The following is a 14928-nucleotide window of genomic DNA, read 5'->3' as shown; positions in this document are numbered from 1 at the left end:
AAGCCCCTATTTTGGTAGTTTATTATGTCGTTGGGGGTGGGGGTGTGGGGTGGGGTGTTCGGCGAGGAGCGGATGTGTTCGGCCAATCTACTCCAGTTGGCTTGGTGAGTATGTATGTAATTGAATCGCCAGCTCTGACCAACCAATCCGAATAGGTAGTTGAAATCGCTATAGACCTAGCGAAACAGGCGGAAACTCAACCTGCTGGCCGAACAGTCTAGTTTCGGAGATACCATGTGAACGTGCTTGGTCAGTAGTCACTCGTAGTGAGTCTCACATTGATAGGGAGACCTCATCGACCATCGTTTTGAGATCGGGCTCTTCTCTCGATGCTCTATTCCTGTACCTGTTTCTCCGGCTCACCGCGAATTCACAATCAGCAGAACTACCTAGAACTCGAACGATCGTCCGCGCTCAGTGTGGACATAGCCGCCTGCCACAGCTACCCCCCAGTACCGTTCTATTAATCATCAGTCCACAGCTGTCGCCGTAGTCATATTAGCTCTGTAGTCACGTCCGCCAGGACGCGAGTTCGTCGCGTATCGCGCGGCGTTTCACGAGGCAGAACCCCGCGAAGATGACGAGGAAGCCCGCGCCGGTCGTCCAGTCCAGTTCTTCGCCGAGGACGAGGAAGCCCGTGATGGCGGCGAAGACGGGGGCGACGTAGGAGACGAGGTTGATCTGGATGGGCCCGAGTCGGTCGAGGAGGTCGAAGTAGATGAGGAACCCGAGGGCGCTCGCGGCGAGCGAGAGGTAGGCGAGCGCGGCGACGGCCTCCCACGTCCACCGAACCTCGAGGGGTTCGCCGACGGCGAGGCTCGCGGCGTGCATCAGGAGCGCGCCGAGGAGCATCGACCAGCCCTCCATCGTCTCGATGGGGAGCGACGCGTCGATGCGCTCGGTGAGCACGCTCCCGAGCGCGAAGCACGCGGCCGCCGCGAACACTAGCGCCTCCCCCGACCCGACGTCGCCGAGCGCGGCACTGCCGCCGGTGGCGAGCACGACCACGCCCGCCAGCCCGAAGAGCAGTCCGAGCACGCCCGCGGGCGCGAGGCGCTCCGACGGCAGGAGGCCGCGACTGAACCCCGTGGTCAGCACGGGACTCAGGCTCACCACCACCGCGGCCGCGGCGCTCGACACCTCCGGACTCGTCTCCCCCACGAACAGGAACGCGTGATAGCCCGCGATGATGAACGTCGCGCCGACTCCGACGAGCAGCCACTCCCCCCGGCTCTCGGGCCGGGGGTGGTCGGTCGCGTACCACGCGTACGCACACATCAACACGCCGGCGACGTCGTACCGCACCGCCGCGAACAGTACTGGCGGAAAGTACGCCAACCCCGCCTTGATGGCCATGAACGCCGCTCCCCACGCCGCGGCGAGCACGAGGAACAACGAGAGGTTCCGATACCGGGACACATCCGGAATCGAACCGCCCGAGAAGTCAGGGTTTCGATGCGCGCTCGTCTCGGAGCGCACGCACCACGTCCTCGCGCGTGATGATGCCCACGATGTCGCCGTCGTCCAGCACGGGCACGCGGTTCACGTTCGGGTCGTCGCTCGCGAGGATGTCGAGCACGTCGTCGATGGATGCGTCCGGCGACACCGTTTCCACGTCCCGCGTCATCACCTCCCGGACGGCCTTCCCGGCGGCCGCCGCCAGATCGAGTTCCGCGTCGAGTTCGTCCCACGACAGGTCGATGGCGTACTCGACAGTCTCCAAAAACGGCGGGAGGCCGACCGGAATCCAGAGCGTGCGGTCGCTCGGCTCGAACAGATCTACGAAGTCCCGCTGCGTCACCACGCCAACGAGCTCGCCGTCCTCCAGCACGGGGAACCCGTTGAACTTGCGTCGAGAGAGCTTCCCGAGGACGTCCGCGACCTCGTCGTCCGCATCGACGGTCTCGACGTCTGCCGTCATCACGTCACGCGCGAGCAGTGTCATACAAGAGCCGACGACGCCCCGCTACGTAGTGGTTGCGGGGTCGTCCAGGTGGCAGGCCGCGGGCTGCTCGCCGCCCTCGAGTTCGGGGTCGTCCGTCTCACAGATCGACTCGAACGTCTCCCGCAACCGCTCACGCGCCGCGTCTTCGTCTCCCGCCGCCAGCGACGCGAACGCGTCCGCCATCGCTTCGCGCGAGCGCCCGGACAACTCCGGGACGTGCTCGGTCCACTCGTCTGCGGACGCCACGTCTTCGTGGCTGAAGTCCCCGCGCTCCAGGCGGTCGCGCACGTCCATCACCGCCCGGAACGCCTCCTGCTCGATGTCGAGGTCGTCCGGCGGAATGACGTGCGGACACCGCGTGCGGAACCGACACCCGGACGGCGGGTCGCGGGGCGACGGCACGTCCCCGCTCAGCGTCCGCACCTCGCGCTCGGACTCCCGGGTGTCTGCGCGCGGCACGCTCTCCAGCAACGCTTGCGTGTACGGATGCCGCGGGTTCTCGAAGATGTCGTCCACGTCCCCCGTCTCCACGATCTCCCCGAGGTACATCACGGCGACGCGGTCGCTGATGTGACGCACCACGGAGAGGTCGTGCGCGATGAACAGGTACGTCAGCCCGAGGTCGTCCTGGAGGTCTTCGAGGAGGTTCAGGATCTGCGCCTGCACGCTCACGTCGAGCGCCGACACCGGCTCGTCCAGTACGAGGAAGTCGGGTTCGAGGGCGAGCGCGCGGGCGATGCCGACGCGCTGGCGCTGCCCGCCCGAGAACTCGTGCGGATAGCGGTCGAACTGGTCTGCCGACAACCCAACGCGCTCCAGGAGGTCGCGCACGCGCTCGTCCGCGTTCGCGACGCCGTGTACGTCAAGCGGCTCGCGGACGATTTGGCCGACCGTCATCCGGGGGTCGAGGCTCGCGAACGGATCCTGGAAGACGATGCCGGCGCGCCGCCGGAACTCCTTCAACGCCTCGCCCGACAGGTCGCTGACGTCCGTCCCGTCGAACTCCACCGTGCCGCCCGTCGGTTCGCGGAGTCGGAGTACGGTCTCGCCCGTCGTGGACTTCCCGCAGCCGGACTCGCCGACGAGCCCGAGCGTCTCGCCTTCCGTCACGTCGAACGACACGCCGTCCACGGCCTGCACCGCGTTCGGCTCCCGCCGCAGCACGGTGTCGAGGAGGCTGTCCCGCTCGTAGTAGTACTTCTCCAAACTGTCTACCGAGAGTAACGTCTCACTCATCGCTATCACCCGTGAAGTAGTCGTCCGGGAGCGCAGTCGTCTCGTCGTACTCGTGGTCCGCGAGGTAGCACTTCGCCGCGTGCTCGCCGGTTCCGCTCTCGCACGCGAACTCCGGCGGCTTTTCGAGGCACTCCTCCATCGCCTTCGGACACCGGTCTGCGAAGTAACACCCGCTCCCCATCTCCGAATCGAGGAGGCTCGGGACGTTCCCCTCGATGGGGTTCAACCGCGGCGCGGGGTCGTCCAGGTCTGGAATACTCCCCAGCAAGCCCGCCGTGTACGGGTGGACGTGCTCTTCGAACACGTCCGCGAGCGTTCCGCGTTCCGCGATCTCTCCCGCGTACATCACGCCGACGCGATCGGCCATCCGCGCGATGACGCCGAGGTTGTGCGTGATGAGCAACACGCTCATCCCGCGCTCCTCCTGTAAATCCTTCAATAGGTCGAGGATTTGCGCCTGAATCGTCACGTCCAGCGCGGTCGTCGGCTCGTCCGCGATGAGCACGTCCGGCTCGCCGGCGAGCGCCTGCGCGACCATCGCGCGCTGCAGCATCCCGCCGCTGAACTGGTGGGGGTGTTCGTCGTAGCGCTCCTCCGGATCCGGAATCCCCACGAGGTCGAGGAGTTCGATTGCGCGCGACCGCGCCTCCTCGGACACGTAGCTCTTCGTCGGCAACAGCGCGTCCGCGAACAGCGACCCCAGTCCGTAGCCCTGCGTGCGCGACCGAGTGGCGCGCGGGTTCGCCTCCGCGCGACGCTGCACCTCCACCGCCTCCGCTATCTGCTCGCCGACCGTCACGGAGGGATTGAGGCTGCTCATCGGATCCTGGAATATCATCCCGAAGTCCGGCCCACGCAGCGCGCGGCGCTCTCGCTCCGGCAACTGGAGGAGATCGACGTACTCGCCGTCCACCGTCTCGTCGTCGTACTCCTCGCGTGCGCGCTCGGCGAGGTCGGGATGCCGATACCAGATTTCGCCGTCCGTCACCTTTCCGGGGTTCTCGACGAGGTCGACGATGGAGAGCGCGGTGACGGACTTCCCGCTCCCGGACTCCCCGACGACCCCGAACACTTCCCCGCTCTCGATGGTGAAGCTCACGTCCTCGACGGCGTTCACCTGGCCCTTCTCCGTGAAGAACCGGGTCGAGAGTCCCTCGACGCGAAGCACGTCCGTCATCTCAGACACCCCCCTCCCCCTCGATACCGGGGTCGAGGGCGTCCCGGAGCCAGTCCCCGATGAGGTTGATGCCGATGACGGACAGCACGATGGCGATACCCGGAACGGTCGAAATCCACCACGAGGTTGCGAGGTACTGGCGTCCCTGCGAGATGTCGAAGCCCCACGAGAGCGTGGTGCCGGAGAACCCGAGGAAGGACAGCGAGGATTCGAGGAGGATGATGGCCGCGACCTGAATCGTCGCCAGCACGAGAATCGGCGTGATGGCGTTCGGAAGGACGTGCGACCGCAGGATGCGGAAGTTGCTCGCCCCGACGCTGCGCGCCGCTTTCACGTACTCCTGGTCGACGAGCGTGAGGGCTTCGCCGCGAGCCACCCGCGCGAACCACACCCAGTTCACGAGCGCGACCACGAGAATAACGGTCCCCGGAATCTTGAACGACTCCGGCATCCCGGGCGCGAGTCCGAGCGCGACGAACGGGTCCGGCACCGGAACGCCTTGCTTTCCGAACAGACCGACGAGCGCCACCGCGAGCACGAGCGACGGGAACGCGAGCATCACGTCCGCCCCCCGCATTAGCGCGTCGTCGACCTTCCCGCCGTAGTAGCCCGCCGACAGTCCGACCGCCACGCCGACGAACGCCGCGATACCGGAACCGAGCAGGCCGACGAGCAGGCTCACGCGCGCCCCGTACAGCATTCGCGAGAACATTCCTTGCCCGAGCGAGTTCGTGCCGAGCGGGTACGTCGCGTCCGCACTCACGTACACGGTTTCCTTGACGATAGTCACCGTGCCATTCACGACCTTAGACGTCGTCTGCGTCTGCTCCGCGCTGAACCCGAGCGGCGGCAGGTGCGTCTGGTTCAAGTGCTGTGCGGTCGGGTTGTTCGGTGCGATGAACGGCGCGAACACCGCCGCCAGCACGATGACGGCGAGCAACGCCACGCCGAGTTTCGCGAGCAGACTCCGCGATAGCTCGGATTTGAGGTTTCGAATCGTCCGCGGCGACGCGGCCTTTCCGAGCACCGCGGCGATACCGCCGAACAGCCAGTCGAAGAAATCACTGAGGAGACTCATTACTCGTTCACCACCTGGGGGTTGACGTACGCGTACAGCGCGTCCACGAGGATGTTGATGAGGACGAAACCACAGCCGATAACGATGAGCGACCCCTGGATAACCGTCCAGTCACGCCGATTAATGGCGTCGATGAGGAGGGTGCCGAGTCCCGGCCAGTCGAACACGCTCTCCGTGATGACCGCACCACCGATGAGCGTCCCCAACTGGAGGCCGAGCACCGTGATGATGGGGATGAGCGTGTTCTTGAGGACGTGCCGGTACCGCGTTCGGGTCTCCGGGAGCCCTTTCGCTCGCAGCGCCTGCACGTACGACTGCCCGAGTTCGTCCAGCATCCCGCTCCGCGTGAGTCGCGTGATGAGCGCGGTGAAGTACGTCCCCAGCGTTATCGCGGGGAGCGCCATGTGCTGGAACCACGAAATCATCGGTTGTACGTTCCCCATCACGAGATACCGAAGACCGTCGTAGAACAGGATGGGATTCCCCTCGTAGCGAGCCATCCCGCTCGTCGGCGGACTGAACCAGCCGAGCCACGCCCACGCGCCCGAGAGCTGGTCGAGCTGAATCGACAGTACGAGCACGAGCATGATGCCGAGCCAGAAGTTCGGCGTGCTGATACCGACGAGGGAGAACGTCGTCGCGAGGTAGTCGCTCGGCTCGTGGCGGTTCGTCGCGCTGATGACGCCGAGCGGAATCGAGAGGATGATGGCGACGACGGACGCCGCGACCGCCATCTCGATAGTCGCCGGCAGCCGTCCGAGCACGACCTCCGAGACGGGCAGTCCCTTCGCGACGATGTAGGACTGTCCGAAGTCGCCCTGCATGACGCCCGTGAGGTAGTTCCAGTACTGGACGTGGATGGGTTGGTTCAGCCCGAGCTCCGCGGCGATACGCGCCCGGAGTTCCGGCCCCGCGTCGAGCGGCGCGATGAACGACACCGGATTCCCCGGCGTCAGGTACCGCAGCAGGAACACCACCGTCACCACGCCCCAGATGACGAGGATACCCTGGAGTATCCGTTTCGAGATGAAACGAGCGAAAGACATGATGGAGGAGTTACGTTTGGCTCATCGCGTACGCGTCGATCCGCTCGTCACGACGCGCCCGCCACGACACGCGCTGGGAGACACCGTACACGCTGTACTGGCGGTTCAGGAAGATCCACGGCGCCTGCTCGTTCGCGTGTGCGTTCGCGTCTTCGAGGTACTGCTTGCGTTGGGCGGGGTCGGACTCGCTCTGCGCCTGCTCGACGAGCGAGTCGAACTCGTCGTTCTTGTACGAGGTTAGCGCGCCGTTGCTCGTCAGCAGCGGAACCAGCGTCTGGCTCGCGTCGAACGTCGCGTTCCCCCAGCCGATGAGGTACCAGTGCGGACTCGTCGTGATGTCGCCGTCCGTGAGTTCGCCCGCGAGCGACGCGAACTCGCGCTGATTCAGGGTCGCGGAGACGTTCGGGAGTTCGTCGATTTGGTTCACGACCGCCTGCGCGATTTCCACGTCCTTCAGGTAGCGACCGACCGGCGTGTGGAGTTCGATTTCTGCGCCCGCGTACCCGCTGTCCTCCACGAGCTGTTCGGCCTGAGCGGGGTCGTGGGGGTACGGGGTGAGCTCCTCGTTGAACCCGACGAACCCTTCGAGTGTCGGCTGGCTCGTCGCGTCCCCGAACGTGTCGAGCACGCTCTGGATGATCGCTTGCATGTCCACGGCGTAGTTCATCGCCTGCCGGAACTGCGGCGAGTCGAACGGCTCCACGTCGTACCGCATCGCGTTGTAGATGACGCGCGAACTCGACACGGCGTCGATGCGCGTGTTCTCGCCGTTCTGGACGCGCGCGATGTCCTGCGGCGGGACGTTCACGACCACGTCCGTCTCGCCCGCGATGAGCTGGTTCACGCGCGTGCTGGACTCCTTTGCTGCGTTGAACGTCAGTTCGGAGACCGCCGCGGGTTCCTGCCAGTAGTCGTTGTAGCGTTCGAGCACGACGTTGACGCCCTGCTCGTAGTCACTGAACTCGAACGGTCCCGTGCCGTTCATGTGGGTCGCGATGTAGTCCGTGCTGTTCTCCTCGACCCACGCCTGCTCCATCACGTCGCCGTACGTCGCGAACAGCGAGAACACGATGGGGTTCAGGCCGCTCGACATGACGTCGACCGCGCGCTCACCGTCGACGACTTCCGCACCCGTCACGCCCGCGAGCTGGTCCGACTGCGGGCTGTTGATGCCGACGTCGGGCTTGACGATGCGGTTGATGGAGTACGCCACGTCACCGGGCGTGAGGTCGTTCCCGCTGTGGAACGTCGGGCCGTCCCGAATCTGGAAGCGGACCCGGCCGTCCTCCATGCGCTCCCAGTCGGTCGCGAGTTGCGCCTGCATCTGCCCGGTGCGGCTGCGGGACAGCAGCCCCTCGTACGTGTGCAGCACGACGTTGTCCGTCGGCGTCGACCGGTGGTCCTGCGGGTCGAGCGTCGTCGGCATCTGACCCTGCGTGATGGTCACGGGGAAATCCTGAAGCTCGTTCGTCGTCCCCTGGGTCGTCCCCTGGGTCGTCGTGTCGGTCGTCGTGTCGCCGCCGCCCTGACAGCCGGCGAGCGCGGTGGTCACTGCCGCGCCACCGACGCCGGTCAGGAACGTCCGCCGGCTCGTCGAATTTTGTTCGTCAGTACCTGCCATACCGCACTCTGACACGGCCGACGCATATATACGCTGTGCTATATCCGCTGATGTACACGGCGTCGTGGAGGACAAACCGGCGCACGATTTAAGTTCTATCACCCCAATCACGACACATGGCGCACGCCGGGCGCTCGAGCCTCAGGACACTCTTCGACGACGCGCCGACTCCCCACATCGCCCATCCCCCGCACACCCATCATCGAGACTTCTACGTCGCCACCGACGGTTCGTACGTGGACGGAACGGGCGGTCTCGGCGTCATCATCGAATCACGGAGCGGCGAGCGCGTCGCCCGCCTCGCCGTCCCCGACCGCGTTCCGGACAACAACGTCGCGGAGTACCGCGCGCTCCACCTCGGTCTCGACGTACTCGCCGCACGCGCGCCCCGCGACGCCCGCGTCGGCGTGCTCGTCGACCACGACGAGGTCGCCGCGAACGTCAACCTCGCCGCGCTCGCCGCGAACGGCCCCGATTACCGGCCGCTCCGCGACGTCTCCGTCCCGTCGACGGTCGGCCATCACTGGCGCGGTATCCGCGCACGCGTCGCCTCCTTCACGGAACTCCGCGCCGCCGCCCTCCCCAGCGGCCGGAACCCCGCGCACGTCCTCGCGAACGCGCCCAACGAGTACGCGCACGTCAACGACGAGCCCCCGAAGTGCCTCCTCCCCGGACTCGACGAACCGGAACCGCAGATCCCGCCGCCGAGCCGCGCGAACCGCTAGAACTCCTCGAACAACTCCTGCACCCTGGCCTCGATGTCGTCCCGAATCCGCGCGACTTCTTCGGGGGACTTCCCGTCCGGGTCGTCGAGGTTCCAGTCCCGGTTCTCCCCCGACCAGTTCGCCGGACACACGTCCTCCGCCGAACACCCCATCGTTATCACCACGTCGGCGTCCTGAATCTCCGCGAACGACACCTCACGCGGCACGCGCGCCGAGATGTCGATTCCCGCCGCCTGCATCGCCTCCACGACCCCGGGATGGACGTGGTCGGCCGGCCGCGTCCCGCCCGTCACGAATTCGAGGTCGTCGCGGCCGCGCTCGCGCTTCTCGCGCTCCGCGAACGCGTACGCCATCTGGCTTCTGCCCGCGTTCTGCACGCAGACGAACGCGACGGTGGTCGGTTCGTCGTTCTTAGTCGGTGTAGGCAACGCCCGTCACCTCCGTTTCGTCGCCGAACAGTCGTCCGCGGGTGGCGAGTGCGACGCGGACGAGCGCGAGCATCACGGGCACCTCGATGAGGGGGCCGACGACGGTCGCGAGCGCCACGTCGCTTCCGATGCCGAAGACGGCGACCGCGACGGCGATGGCGAGTTCGAAGTTGTTCGAGGACGCGGTGAACGCGACGCTGATCGCTTCGGTGTAGTCGAACCCGAGGAGTGCGCTGGTTCCGTACGCGAGCGCCCAGAGCCCGACGAAGAACAGGAGGAGCGGGAGCGCGATGAGCGCGATTTCGCCGGGGTTGGAGACGATGTAGTCGCCCTTCAGCGCGAACATCACCACGACGGTGAACAGGAGTCCGAGCAGTCCGAACGGACTGATGCGAGGGATGACGCGGTCGTAGTACGCGCGCCGGCCGACCGTACGGAAGGCGGTGCGCTGAACGAGGTAGCCGAGCAGGAGCGGGAGGCCGAGGAAGACCCCGACCATCGTCGCGACCAGCGGGATGGACACGTCGACGCTCGTCCCCCGGAGTACCGTGAGGAAGAGGAACGCGTACGGGACGAACAGCGCGATCTGGAGCAGGCTGTTCACGCCGACGCAGACCGCGCAGAGCTCCTGGTTCCCGGACGCGAGTTCGTTCCAGACGAGCACCATCGCGATGCAGGGCGCGATACCCACCAGGACGAGGCCCGTGATGTAGCCCGGGTGGCCGCCGAGGAAGAGCGTCGCGAGTCCGTACATCACGAACGGCGCGACGAGCCAGTTGAACGCGAGCGTCAGCCCGATTTCGCGACGTGCAGTTCGCGTGACGCGCGGGATGCGGTCGTACTCGATTTCGGCCATGATGGGGAATATCATCACGAACAGCCCGACGGCGATGGGGACGCTGGTGCCGTGGAACTGCACCGCGTTCAGCACGTCCACGAACCCCGGCGCGAACCGCCCGAGTCCGACCCCGACGAGCATCGCGAGCGCGATCCAGAGCGTGAGATACCGGTCTAAGACCCCGAGGCTGTCGCTCACGCGAGCCCCTCCGGGTGGCGAGTGTGCGGTAGTCGAGCCGTCGGTTCGACGTGGATCACGCGTCGGCCTCCGCGGCGGCGAGCAGGCGCTCGGCGCGCTCTGTCGTCTCGTAGTACCGCCAGTTCCCCTCCTTCTCCCGCGTGACGAGGCCGGCGTCCGCGAGGTCGGAGAGCGCGTGGCTCAGCGCGCTCTCGCTCACCGAGAAGAGCGGTTCGAGTTCGCAGACACAGAGCCGGTCGTCGCTCGCCGCGAGCACGCGCACGAGGCGGTTTCGCGTCTCGTCTCCGAGCACGGCGAACACCGCTCTCGTTCCGGCGCGCTCGTCGGCGTCGTCCGCGAGCGCGCGCAGTTCGCTCAGTCGGTTCGCCACGTCCGCGTCGCAGCACCCGCCGAGGTCGGCGTCGACCTTCCGACGGAGCCGCTCACTCTCACTCATCACTCACTGATTGAATCACCATTCAGATAGGCGTTACTGTCTGAACGCTGATTCAGATACGCCGGTGGTCAGCCGTCCTTACCGTTTCCCACTGGCCGATATCGCCGAGATTCGGTCGCTTCCCCTCAAAGGGCGCTTGGAGCATGACTTTCGCCACGACGTACGCAAGCACCACGGCGAACGGAACCGCGACCGGAGCCCAGGACGAGACGAACTCCGATAGTACTCTACCGAACGTGTCGAACCACTATCGTATAACGACTGTCCTGCCTCCGCGATAGCCGCGTGCGCCGCGACCGACCACAGGACTATCCGACTCGACCACGAAGTGTTAGGAATGGCCGATGATAAGAGCGGACGAGACAAGAAAGCGCGTGACGCCGAACGCCAGCAGGACGAGCGGAACATCGCGACGGAACTCGAACGCTGGCACGAGACCGAACCGCCCGTCGACGAATCCGTGCTCGACGAACTCGACGCGGCCCTCGACGCCGTCGACTTCCCGGCGACGGGAACCGAAGTGGTCGCGGCGGTCGGCGACCGCGAGGTCGTCGCCTCGAACGCCACGTACACCGTCTCGGATCTCGTTCCCGACACCGACGCGGAGACCTTCCCGTCGCCCCGGGCCGTCCGCGTCCGAGTCCAGCGACCGACAATCGCCGCGGCGATGAAGCGCATCGTCGAAGCCAGCAGACCGATTCAGAACCTCGACTTCGACCGGGAGCGCCGCCACGCCTACGAGAAGACCCTCCGCGCGCTCGAGGACATCGACGAGGACGACGAGGACGAGGGAATCGACGTCGTCACCGACTGGATCGTCGAACGCATCAGCCAGAAGAACGCCCTCCCCGGGTCGAGAGACGTTCGCCGACGCGCCGCGAAATTCTGTCGCTCGAACGACTACGCGGTGCGAGACGACGAGTGGCTCGGCGTCTAACGAGCGGAGAACCGACGAAACCGAGAAACCGCGGTTACTCCTCTTGCGCGTCGACGACCGCAACTCCCGCGAGGTTGACGATATCTTTGACTTCGTCGCCGCGCTGGAGGACGTGGACGGGTTCGTCCATCCCGACGAGCATCGGGCCGATGGCGTCCGCGCCACCGAGACGCTGGAGGAGTTTGTACCCGATGTTTCCGGCTTCGAGGTTCGGGAAGATGAGGACGTTCGCGGCCTCCTCGAGCTCCGCGAAGTCGTACGTTCCGGAGAGGATATCCTCGACGACGGCGGTGTCCGCCTGCATCTCGCCGTCCACCGGGAAGTCGACCTCGGGGTTCTCGCGCAGGGACTTCGCGGCGTCACGCACCTTCCGCGTGCCCTCTGTGTCGACGCTGCCGAAGTTCGAGTAGGAGAGCATCGCGACGCGCGGGTCGACGTTGAAGCGGCGCGCGAGGTCCGCGGTGTGCTCCGCGACCTCCGCCAGCACCTCCTTCGAGGGATCCTGGTTCACCGTGGTGTCCGCGGCGAACACGACGCGGTTCTTGAACGTCAGCATGTAGACGCCCGCGACGTAGTCCGCGTCCGGCGCGGTGCCGATGACCTGGAGCGGCGGCTTGAGCGCGCTCGGGTAGTGGTGGGTGAGGCCGGTGAGGAGCGCGTCCGCGTCGCCCTCCTCGACCATCACGCTCCCGAGGTAGTTCGAGTCCTTCGCCACGAGTTCGCCCGCTTCGCTCCGCGTCACGCCCTTGCGCTTGCGGAGTTCGTGGAGGCGGTCGGCGTACGCGTCGTGGTCGCCCTCGTCCGGGTCGACGATTTCGGGGTCGAAGTCCAGTCCGAGGCCGCCGACCGTCCCCTCGATGGTGCCGCGGTCTCCCAGGAGAACGGGCTCCGCGATGCCTTCCTCCTGGAGCTGGTACGCCGCGCGAATCATCTTCTCGTTGTCGCCCTCCGCGAGCGCGACGCGCTTCGGGTCGCTCTTCGCCTTGTTCAACACGACCCGCATCATCTCCCGCGATTTGCCGAGGCGGGCTTCGAGGCGTTCCCTGTATTCTTCGAGGTCGACGGACTCCCGGGCGACCCCGGTCTCCATCGCGGCGTCCGCGACCGCGGGCGCGACCTCGAACAGCACGCGGGGGTCGAGCGGCTTCGGGATGATGTACTCGGAGCCGAACTGCAGGGGCTGGTCGCCGTACGCCTTCACGACCGCGTCCGGCACGTCCTGGCGCGCGAGGTCGGCGAGCGCCTCCGCCGCCGCGACCTTCATCTCCTCGTTGATGTCCGTCGCGCGCACGTCGAGCGCGCCCCGGAAGATGAACGGGAACCCGAGGACGTTGTTCACCATGTTCGGGTAGTCGGAGCGCCCGGTCGCCATGATGACCGTGTCGTCGCGCGCGGACTTCGCCTCGTCGTACCCGATCTCGGGGTCGGGGTTCGCCATCGCGAAGATGATGGGGTCGTCCGCCATCGACGCCACCATCTCCTCGCTCACGATGCCGCCGACGCTGAGCCCGACGAACACGTCCGCGCCCGCCATCGCGTCCGCGAGGTCGTCCGCGTCGGTCTCGCGCGCGAACTCCTGCTTGTACTCGTTCACGTCCTCGCGGCCGGGCGTGATGGGGCCGGAGGAGTCGCACATCGTGATGTTCTCCTTGCGCACGCCGAGCGAGACGTAGAACCGCGCGCTCGCGATGGCGGACGCACCCGCGCCCGAGAACACGACCTCCACGTCTTCGAGGTCTTTCCCGGAGATGTCGGCGGCGTTCAGGAGCGCCGCGCCCGAGATGATGGCCGTCCCGTGCTGGTCGTCGTGGAACACCGGGATGTCCATCTCCTCCCGCAGGCGGTTCTCGATGACGAAGCACTCGGGGGCCTTGATGTCCTCAAGGTTGATGCCGCCGAACGTCGGTTCCATCGCGGAGACGGACGTGACGATGTCCTCGGCGTCGCTCTGGTCGAGTTCGATGTCGAACACGTCGATGTCCGCGAACCGCTTGAACAGCACGCCCTTGCCCTCCATCACGGGCTTCGACGCCTGCGCGCCGATGTCGCCGAGGCCGAGCACGGCCGAGCCGTTCGAGACGACGCCGACGAGGTTCCCCTTCGCCGTGTACTGGTAGGCGTCGTCGGGATTGCTCGCGATGCGCTCGCAGGGCGCGGCGACCCCGGGCGAGTACGCGAGCGAGAGGTCTCGCTGCGTGTTCGTCGGTTTCGTCGTCGATATCTCTATCTTCCCTGGCGGGTCTTCGCGGTGGTAGTCTAAGGCGTCCTCGTCGAGTCCCATACCGACTCCCCGACACCGAACGCCAAAAAACTACCCGAACCCGTCGAAGGCCGTTTCGACAGACGACGAATACAGGACCTGTGTTCCTAAGTAGGACGCCGGCGAACCACCGTCTATGGCTTCCCTTCGACGGGCCGTCGCGTGGCTGGACGACCACGCCCCCGAGATCGCGCTCGCCACTACCGGCGTGACGTTCTTCCTCCTCCTGCTCGGCCTCTACACGGCCGCCGTCGGCGCGGGCGCGACCTGTAACGAGACGTACCCCGGGTGCGCCGGACAGCTCTCCCCGATCGGTCTCACGCTCCCGCAGTTCATCGAGTGGTTCCACCGGTTCGTCGCGATGGCTGTCGGCTTCGTCATCTTCGGGAACGCGCTCGTTCTCCAGCATCGGTTCCCGGACACGAACGCGAGTCGCTCCGGCTGGATAGCGCTCTTCATCCTCCCGCTTCAGGTCGTGCTCGGCGGCACCACCGTCACCTTCGCCGGACTCGTCGAGGGCGGGTACGCGCCGCCCGTGCAGTCCCTGCACTTCGTCGCCGCGTTCGCTATCTTCGCCGCGCTCGTCGCCGCGACCGCGTGGGCGTACCAGCGCGCCGGGCGCGTCGGCCCGAACGCCTCCCAGACCGCACTCACCGTCGGCGCGGGCGCGTTCCTCGCGCACCTCCTGCTCGCCCGCGACCTCCTCTTCGCCTACACCGCGACCGCCCAGACGCTCTACCACTTCGCCGCCCTCCTCGGGTTCGCCGCGCTGTTCGCCGCGCTCTGCTGGAACACCGGCCTCTCCGCACGCGCCCGCACCGCCGCTGGCGCTGCAATCGGGTTCTACCTCGGCGAAACCGCGCTCACCGTCGGACTGGTACTCGTCACGACGCCCGTCGAACTCGCCGCCTACGTCGCCGCCGCGCTCGCGCTCGTCGCCGCCGGTGTCGCCGCACGCACTCCCGACCGCGGGGATCGCGCCCGCCCGACCGCCGAGTGAACG

At 66.6% G+C, this 14928-nt stretch carries 14 protein-coding genes; 3 read left to right on the top strand and 11 right to left on the bottom strand.

Features of this window, described 5'->3' with window-relative positions; all coding sequences use genetic code 11:
- Positions 1-510 precede the first annotated feature (510 nt).
- From FQU85_RS12940 to FQU85_RS12910, 7 genes are read right to left on the bottom strand one after another with little or no spacing between them, the layout of a single operon-like run.
- Complete coding sequence (locus tag FQU85_RS12940) at positions 511-1419, bottom strand: DMT family transporter (RefSeq protein WP_145848842.1); 909 nt, start codon at positions 1417-1419, stop codon at positions 511-513.
- Between the two features lie 25 nt (positions 1420-1444).
- A complete protein-coding gene (locus tag FQU85_RS12935; RefSeq protein ID WP_145848590.1) occupies positions 1445-1945 on the bottom strand; it encodes an HPP family protein in 501 nt (166 codons plus the stop codon).
- A 21-nt stretch (positions 1946-1966) separates the two neighbouring features.
- Positions 1967-3181 carry an ABC transporter ATP-binding protein gene (locus FQU85_RS13830; RefSeq protein WP_145848589.1) on the bottom strand — a complete coding sequence of 405 codons (1215 nt, stop codon included), beginning with the start codon at positions 3179-3181 and terminating at the stop codon, positions 1967-1969.
- On the bottom strand, positions 3174-4358 hold the full coding sequence (locus tag FQU85_RS13825; protein WP_145848587.1) for an ABC transporter ATP-binding protein: 1185 nt from the start codon (positions 4356-4358) through the stop codon (positions 3174-3176). Before FQU85_RS13825 ends, FQU85_RS13830 begins: the two co-directional genes overlap by 8 nt.
- A gap of 1 nt (position 4359) precedes the next feature.
- Positions 4360-5436 carry an ABC transporter permease gene (locus FQU85_RS12920; protein WP_145848585.1) on the bottom strand — a complete coding sequence of 359 codons (1077 nt, stop codon included), beginning with the start codon at positions 5434-5436 and terminating at the stop codon, positions 4360-4362.
- Positions 5436-6482, bottom strand: coding sequence for an ABC transporter permease (locus FQU85_RS12915; protein ID WP_145848582.1), 1047 nt, complete (start codon positions 6480-6482; stop codon positions 5436-5438). Before FQU85_RS12915 ends, FQU85_RS12920 begins: the two co-directional genes overlap by 1 nt.
- A gap of 10 nt (positions 6483-6492) precedes the next feature.
- Positions 6493-8103 (bottom strand): ABC transporter substrate-binding protein, encoded by a 1611-nt coding sequence (locus FQU85_RS12910; protein ID WP_145848581.1) that lies wholly within the window; start codon positions 8101-8103, stop codon positions 6493-6495.
- Positions 8104-8219: 116 nt separating this feature from the next.
- Between FQU85_RS12910 and FQU85_RS12905 the strand changes: the two genes are divergently transcribed.
- Entirely contained in the window at positions 8220-8828 is a 609-nt protein-coding gene (locus tag FQU85_RS12905; protein WP_145848579.1) for a ribonuclease H, read from the top strand.
- On the opposite strand, the gene FQU85_RS12900 is transcribed toward FQU85_RS12905, so the two are convergent.
- The 3 genes from FQU85_RS12900 to FQU85_RS12890 are packed head-to-tail and all read right to left on the bottom strand — an operon-like array spanning position 8825 to position 10728.
- A complete protein-coding gene (locus FQU85_RS12900; RefSeq protein WP_145848577.1) occupies positions 8825-9256 on the bottom strand; it encodes a low molecular weight phosphatase family protein in 432 nt (143 codons plus the stop codon). The two genes, FQU85_RS12905 and FQU85_RS12900, sit on opposite strands and share 4 nt — an antisense overlap.
- Positions 9240-10292 carry an ACR3 family arsenite efflux transporter gene (gene arsB / locus FQU85_RS12895; protein WP_145848575.1) on the bottom strand — a complete coding sequence of 351 codons (1053 nt, stop codon included), beginning with the start codon at positions 10290-10292 and terminating at the stop codon, positions 9240-9242. The genes FQU85_RS12900 and arsB overlap by 17 nt, the downstream gene beginning before the upstream one ends.
- Before the next feature lie 55 nt (positions 10293-10347).
- Complete coding sequence (locus FQU85_RS12890) at positions 10348-10728, bottom strand: metalloregulator ArsR/SmtB family transcription factor (protein ID WP_145848573.1); 381 nt, start codon at positions 10726-10728, stop codon at positions 10348-10350.
- 337 nt (positions 10729-11065) lie between these two features.
- Between FQU85_RS12890 and FQU85_RS12885 the strand changes: the two genes are divergently transcribed.
- Positions 11066-11665 carry a hypothetical protein gene (locus FQU85_RS12885; protein WP_145848571.1) on the top strand — a complete coding sequence of 200 codons (600 nt, stop codon included), beginning with the start codon at positions 11066-11068 and terminating at the stop codon, positions 11663-11665.
- Between the two features lie 34 nt (positions 11666-11699).
- On the opposite strand, the gene FQU85_RS12880 is transcribed toward FQU85_RS12885, so the two are convergent.
- Positions 11700-13946 (bottom strand): NADP-dependent malic enzyme, encoded by a 2247-nt coding sequence (locus tag FQU85_RS12880; RefSeq protein WP_145848570.1) that lies wholly within the window; start codon positions 13944-13946, stop codon positions 11700-11702.
- A gap of 115 nt (positions 13947-14061) precedes the next feature.
- On the opposite strand from FQU85_RS12880, the gene FQU85_RS12875 reads away from it, so the two are divergent.
- A complete protein-coding gene (locus tag FQU85_RS12875) occupies positions 14062-14925 on the top strand; it encodes a COX15/CtaA family protein (protein ID WP_145848568.1) in 864 nt (287 codons plus the stop codon).
- The last annotated feature ends 3 nt before the right edge of the window (positions 14926-14928 follow it).

It is taken from the genome of Salarchaeum sp. JOR-1 (assembly GCF_007833275.1).
Classification (GTDB): Archaea; Halobacteriota; Halobacteria; order Halobacteriales; family Halobacteriaceae; genus Salarchaeum.
The sequence above is the reverse complement of the archived record's forward strand: the minus strand, read 5'-3'. Positions and strand labels throughout refer to the sequence as shown.

Coding starts and splice junctions, on each gene's coding strand:
- FQU85_RS12935 (WP_145848590.1), bottom strand. CDS start 1,945: ATGACACTGCTCGCGCGTGACGTGATGACGGCAGACGTCGAGACCGTC.
- FQU85_RS13830 (WP_145848589.1), bottom strand. CDS start 3,181: ATGAGTGAGACGTTACTCTCGGTAGACAGTTTGGAGAAGTACTACTAC.
- FQU85_RS13825 (WP_145848587.1), bottom strand. CDS start 4,358: ATGACGGACGTGCTTCGCGTCGAGGGACTCTCGACCCGGTTCTTCACG.
- FQU85_RS12920 (WP_145848585.1), bottom strand. CDS start 5,436: ATGAGTCTCCTCAGTGATTTCTTCGACTGGCTGTTCGGCGGTATCGCC.
- FQU85_RS12915 (WP_145848582.1), bottom strand. CDS start 6,482: ATGTCTTTCGCTCGTTTCATCTCGAAACGGATACTCCAGGGTATCCTC.
- FQU85_RS12910 (WP_145848581.1), bottom strand. CDS start 8,103: ATGGCAGGTACTGACGAACAAAATTCGACGAGCCGGCGGACGTTCCTG.
- FQU85_RS12905 (WP_145848579.1), top strand. CDS start 8,220: ATGGCGCACGCCGGGCGCTCGAGCCTCAGGACACTCTTCGACGACGCG.
- FQU85_RS12890 (WP_145848573.1), bottom strand. CDS start 10,728: ATGAGTGAGAGTGAGCGGCTCCGTCGGAAGGTCGACGCCGACCTCGGC.
- FQU85_RS12885 (WP_145848571.1), top strand. CDS start 11,066: ATGGCCGATGATAAGAGCGGACGAGACAAGAAAGCGCGTGACGCCGAA.
- FQU85_RS12880 (WP_145848570.1), bottom strand. CDS start 13,946: ATGGGACTCGACGAGGACGCCTTAGACTACCACCGCGAAGACCCGCCA.
- FQU85_RS12875 (WP_145848568.1), top strand. CDS start 14,062: ATGGCTTCCCTTCGACGGGCCGTCGCGTGGCTGGACGACCACGCCCCC.